General features: G+C 51.6%; 1 protein-coding gene. It reads right to left on the bottom strand.

The window, feature by feature from the left end; translation table 11 throughout:
- Positions 1-6268, bottom strand: a 6268-nt coding sequence (locus AC5ELV_RS26025; protein ID WP_493432428.1) for an amino acid adenylation domain-containing protein, incomplete at both ends; no start/stop codon positions are given.

The following is a 6268-nucleotide window of genomic DNA, read 5'->3' as shown; positions in this document are numbered from 1 at the left end:
CGTAATTTCAAACGCGGACGGACGAACTTCGCCCAGCTGCTCAACTTGCTCCTCTACCGGATAATTCTCAAATACCATAATGTGGTTAATCAGGTTCTGCTTCTGCTCGGTCAGCGCCTGAATTTCATACAGCGGGAAGCTGTCATAGGCTCCCGAAGCCAGTGCCTGTTCCTGCGTTTTCCGCATCACTTCCACAAACGTGGCATTCCGCTCACTTTGAATCCGCACCGGGATCGTATTAATGAACAAACCGATCATATGCTCTACACCGGCAATATCCGTCGGACGTCCAGATACGACACTGCCGAACACAACATCCTCATTGTTGTTATATTTCTGTAAAATAAGGCCCCACACGCTCTGCATCAGCGTATTGATCGTGACCTGCTGCTGCTTCGCAATCCGGTGTATGGCTTCGCTCCACGTTGGGTTCAGATCTACCGTTATTTTTTCAGAGATATATTGGCTGGTTTCACTTGCTGTAGTGGATACAGTACTAGCCGCTTGGTCTTTCGATGCGGTATCCGATCCAGGTAACAACGTCTGCTGTTCAAAACCCGCCAAATAGCTGCTCCAATACTCTTTCGCTGCACGTTCATCCTGACGTCCCAGCCATTCGATATATTGGCCATACGATGTGATCGGAGCAAGCTCCGGCTGTTTCTGCTCCAGCAGCGCAAAGTACGTACCAAACACCTCACCTGTAACGAGCGATAAGCACCAGCCGTCCATGACAATGTGATGGAAGCTCCATACCAAGTGATACGTTTCTTCATCGGTTTGCAATACCTGTACACGCATGAGTGCATCGGTACCAAGATTAAAGCCTCTAGCTTGGTCCTCCAGCTTAAACGCTTGGATATACGCCTGTTGTTCCGCTTCCTGCATGCCGCGTACATCCTGGAAGGAAAGGTCGCTATCTTTGTGACGGAATACCATTTGCAATGGCTCCTGACCGTGTCCTGTCTCAAACCGATGGAAATTCGTCCGCAGCGCTTCATGACGCTGTGTCAGTACATCCAGACTCTTGCGGAAAACAGCAACATCAAAGCTACCTTTTTGATCAAACGACGCTTGCTGGAAGTAGGCGCCTGATCCCGGCTCCATCAGATGATGGAACAGCATCCCCTTTTGCATAGGCGAGAGAGCATACACATTTTCCAGCTCGCCTACAGAAGCGGTTTGCTCCGTCAATTGCTCCAGTTGTTCCAAGGACAAGCCTTTGAACAAGACATCGCTTGGAGTTAGCTCACTCCGCTCTTTGGAGGCACAATGAACGATCACTTCCTGCAGGCTTTCCTGCAGCAACTGCGCAAATTTTTCTACGTTTTGCTGACGATATACTTGGCTGTCATAGCGAATTTCCAGTGTCAGCGCGCCCGCTGTAATCATGCCGTTCACATTCAAAGGATGCTCCAGAACGGTATGATCACTCATCGGCTCTCCACCTGGATGTGAAGACAGCGTGATATCCCCATTTTCCAAGTCCTGATCAAATTGTCCCAAATAGTTAAAGCTAATTTCAGGCTGCAAGGACCAGGAAGGATGGACATCATGCTGAGACATATATTTCAAAATGCCATAGCCAATGCCCTTATGCGGCACATGGCGCAGGTCCTCTTTCACCCGCTTGATGCGCTGCCCTACTTCCGCCTTTCCATCCACACCCAGCAGTACCGGGTACTGACTCGTAAACCAACCCACGGTACGTGTGATATCCACATCTGGAACAATAGCCTCCCGGCCATGCCCCTCCAGATTGACCAGCACACGCTCCTGACCGCTCCAGTTGTACAATGCGCTGCCGAGTGCGGTTAACAGCAGATCATTGACCTCGGTGTGGTACGCACGATGCGATTCCTGAAGCAGTAGCCGGGTTTCCTGTTCGCTCCAAGCCACGCTCACCGTCTCACTGTCTCTGACCACAAAATGCTGTCCTGTCGCTCTTTCTTGATCCTTAGGTAGCGATGCAATTTCCACTTGGGCAAGACGCTGCCAATACTCGCGTTCATTTTCGATCGCCGGACTGTTCGCATATTGAGACAACTGCTCTGCCCAAGCAGAGAAAGAGTCCGTTTTGTATGGCAGGCGAATCGCTTCTCCCCGCACGGCCTGCTCGTATCCCGTAGCAAAATCCTCAAACACAATCCGCCATGAAATGCCGTCTACGATCAGATGGTGAATGGCAATCAGTAAATGATCTCCATCCATGCAATGGAAAAGTCCCAGCTTCACCAGCGGTCCCTCGTCCAGACGAATAGAACTTTGGATGGCATTCGCCTTCACCTCAATTGCTGCTGCAACATCTGCAATGTTCTGCACATCCGTCAAATCAACAACATCCAGACTATACAGCTGGCCTTCGTTCAAACCGCGATTCCACGCTTCATAGCCCTGTTCCGTCTGACGGAAGACCATACGCAGCGCATCATGATGCTCCGTCACCTGGGTCACCGTTTGGCGCAATGCGGTTTCATCGAAGCCTTGTGCTCTATACAGCATCACCGACTGGTTGAAATAATGTGGCTCTGCCGAGGATTGTCCAAAGAACCATTGCTGTATGGGAGTCAAACTAACTGCCCCCGAAACCACCCGCTGATCGGCTGTACGGCTGACCTTGTGTACATGACCACTCAGCAGCGAAATGGAAGGATATTGGAACAAATCCTTCATGTCCAGCTTGTAGCCCGCTTGCAGCAAACGGGAGGATACCTGGATTGCTTTGATCGAATCGCCGCCCAGATCAAAGAAATTATCCAAAATCCCGACTCTCTTCGTTCCTAATACAGCCTGCCAAATGGACACTAACGTCTGCTCCAGCGCTGTGCGCGGCTCTACATAATCCGCTCCGCTTTGCAGGCTGCCTTCTGGTGCCGGCAGGGCCTTGCGGTCGATTTTACCGTTCGGCGTCAGCGGCATCTGCTCCAGCTGGATGAAATACGAAGGCACCATGTAGTTTGGCAGCTCCTCACCCAGTAAGCTGCGCAGTTCCCCAGCGCTTACGTCTCTTTCAGCGACATAGTACGCCACCAGTTGGTTTTGCCCCTGTTCGTCCGCCTGGGCCAGTACGATGACCTCTTGTACATCCTCCACTTTCAAAATTTGTGCCTCGACCTCGCCCAACTCGATCCGGTAGCCCCGGATTTTCACCTGATGGTCGATCCGGCCCAAATATTCAATGTTCCCGTCTGGCATCCATCTCGCCAAGTCACCCGTACGGTACATCCGTTCATAGCCTGCTTCACCAGCCGTAAACGGGTTCGCTACAAACTTCTCCGCCGTCAGCTCTGGACGATCCAGATAACCCCGAGCCAGACCCGGACCGGACACGCACAGCTCACCCGCTACGCCTATCGGAGCCAAATGTCCATGCCCATCCACCATGTATACCCGATGATTCGGCACAGGGCGTCCGATGGAAATCAATTGTCCGGCTCTCTCATCCTCGGATACCGGCCAGATGGACGTCGCCACCGAGTTTTCGGTTGGACCGTAGCCGTTGTAGTACGCCACCTGATCCTTCCACTTGTATACCAATTCTGTTGAAGATGCAGAACCCGCAGTGAATAGAATACGCAAGTTTGGCATCCGTTCCGGCTCCAGATACACCGCATAGGTCGGCGGCAAAGCAGCCACGGTGATGTGATGATCCGCCATATATTGCTCAAACCGCTCGTAGTTCAAAATCGTTTCTGACGTTGGCACATACAACGTGGCTCCACAGAACAGCGCCTGGAAGATTTCCCAGCAAGCCGCATCAAACGAATAGCTGGCGAACAGCAACGCATGATCCGTCGTACGAATCCGAAGCGTCTGATCAAAATACGTCTTCAGATTGCATAGCCCGTGATGCTCGAGCATTACGCCCTTCGGCTGCCCCGTTGTCCCCGACGTATAAATCACATATGCCAAATCGTTTGGACCGGACCACCGCTCCAGGTTAGAACCATCCTCGTGATACACCGTTTGTGCTCCATCCAGCACCAGCACCTGACCATCGATAGCTACTTTGTCTACCAGATGGCTTTGCGTCAATAGTAGCTTCGCACCTGAGTCGTCCAGCATGTAGCGGATACGCTCCTCTGGATACGTCGGATCGATTGGGACATATGCACCCCCGGCTTTTAAAATCCCGAAGATGCCCACGATCATGTCCACCGAACGCTCGGTCATCAGGCCCACCAGACGATCTTTCGTCACGCCTTGACTGCGCAAGGTACGAGCTAATCGATTGGCGCGTTCATTCAGCTCGCGATAAGTCAGCGCTTCTCCTTCAAAGAACAAGGCTGTCTGCTCCGGCGTCTGCGCGGTTTGCGCCTCGAACAAGCCGTGGATCGTTTGCTCGCTTGGATATGCTACTGCTGTATTCCCCCAAACCTCAACGATTTGCTCACGCTCCTGCATGGTAACCATATCCAGCTCATGTACACGGATGTTCGGATTCGCTGTCACCTGTTCCAGTAGCTGCACCAGATGACCTCGAATTTGCTCTACACTTTCCCGTTCAAAGGCCAAGGCATTATAGCCAAAGCTCATATGAATGGTGTTCCCTGGCAGCACCACCAGGTTAAAGTCATAGTTGGTCTGCTCGACAGACTCGGCTCCTGTGATGCTGAAGCTGGACTCATCACCGTTGCCTAATTGCTCCAATTGTTCCTCTACCGGATAGTTTTCAAAAATAAGAATATGATGGATCAAATCCTGCTTAAGCTCCGACAGCCCCTGAATTTCATACAACGGATACGTATCATAGGCATGGGAAGCAATCGATTGCTCCTGGGTTTGCTTCATCACGTCTGAGAATAAACTGTCCACTTGACTGCGGATGCGTACCGGAATGGTATTGATAAACAGACCAATAATGTGCTCCACATTTGGAATGTCTGCCGGACGTCCAGATACCACGCTGCCAAACACCACATCATCTGTGCCATTATATTTTTGCAGCAAAAGGCCCCAAACCGTCTGCATCAACGTATTGATGGTGACCTGATAACGCTTGGCTATGCGCTGAATATCAGCTGTGAGATCCGCGCCCAAGTCAAAATCCAGACGTTCCGCCTGATAATCCGTTTTGCCCTGCATTTTAGCCTGTGGCAGGCGGGACTGCTCCTCATATCCTTCCAAAACCTTGCTCCAGTAACCGGATGCGGCCTGACGATCCTGCTGCTCCAGCCATTCGATATATTGACTGTATGGCGTTACAGGTGACAACTCCGGCTGTTTATGGGCCAGTATCGCAAAATAGCTCGCAAACACTTCGCCTGTCACCAGCGACAAGCACCATCCGTCCATCACAATATGATGGAAGCTCCATACAAAACGGTACGCATCCTCACCTGTGCGCAACACAGCGACACGCATCAAGGCGTCTTGTGCCAGATCAAAACCTCTCTGCTTGTCTTGGTGCGTATATTCGAGAATGTACTCGTTTTGCTGCTCGTCCTCCACATCCCGCAGGTCCTCAACATATAATTCACTGCGCTTATTTCGGTACACGACCTGCAGCGGTTCATCCTTCCAGCCGCTGTAGAAATTCGTGCGCAGTACCGTATGCCGCTGCACCAAGACATCCAAACTTGCCGCAAATGCAGCGATATTAAACTGTCCTCGCAGATCAAAGGAGGCCTGTTCAAAATAAGCTCCTGATTGCGAGTCCATCAGATTGTAAAAGAGCATGCCCTTTTGCATCGGCGTCAGTGCGTATACATTTTCCAGCTCACCGGTATGTGCCGCCTGTTCCGCAATTTGTTCCAGTTCTCCAGTCGTCAGACCTTTGAAGGACACATCACTCGGCGTCAGCTCCGGCTGTTCCTGAGCGACACAGTGCGTAATCACCTCTTGCAAAGCAGATTTCAACAATCCCGCCACACGTTCCAGCGTTTCTTTGCGATACTGCTTATGGCTGTAAGCGATCGTCAAACGCAGCGTGCCTTCCGAGATCATCGCGTTCAAATCCAGCGTGTACAGTAACGGTGAATGGGCATCCTCTGTCTCCCCTGCACCGTAGGACGACAACGTGATTTCACTGTTTTGTACATCCTGATCGACCTGCCCCAAATAGTTAAAGCTGATCTCCGGTTCTACTGCAATCGTACGCGCTTCACCCGATCCTGAAGCAGGGGACAAGTAGCGCCATGTGCCATAGGTCAGCCCTTTATGTGGAATCCGGCGCAGACCTTCCTTCGTTTCTTTAATCCGCTGGGCCAGCGTCAGGTTGACATCTGTGTCCAGCAGCACCGGATACAGGCTTGTAAACCAGCCGATC

It is taken from the genome of Paenibacillus sp. NMA1017, assembly GCF_058895805.1.
This window is presented reverse-complemented; position numbering and strand designations above follow the sequence as displayed.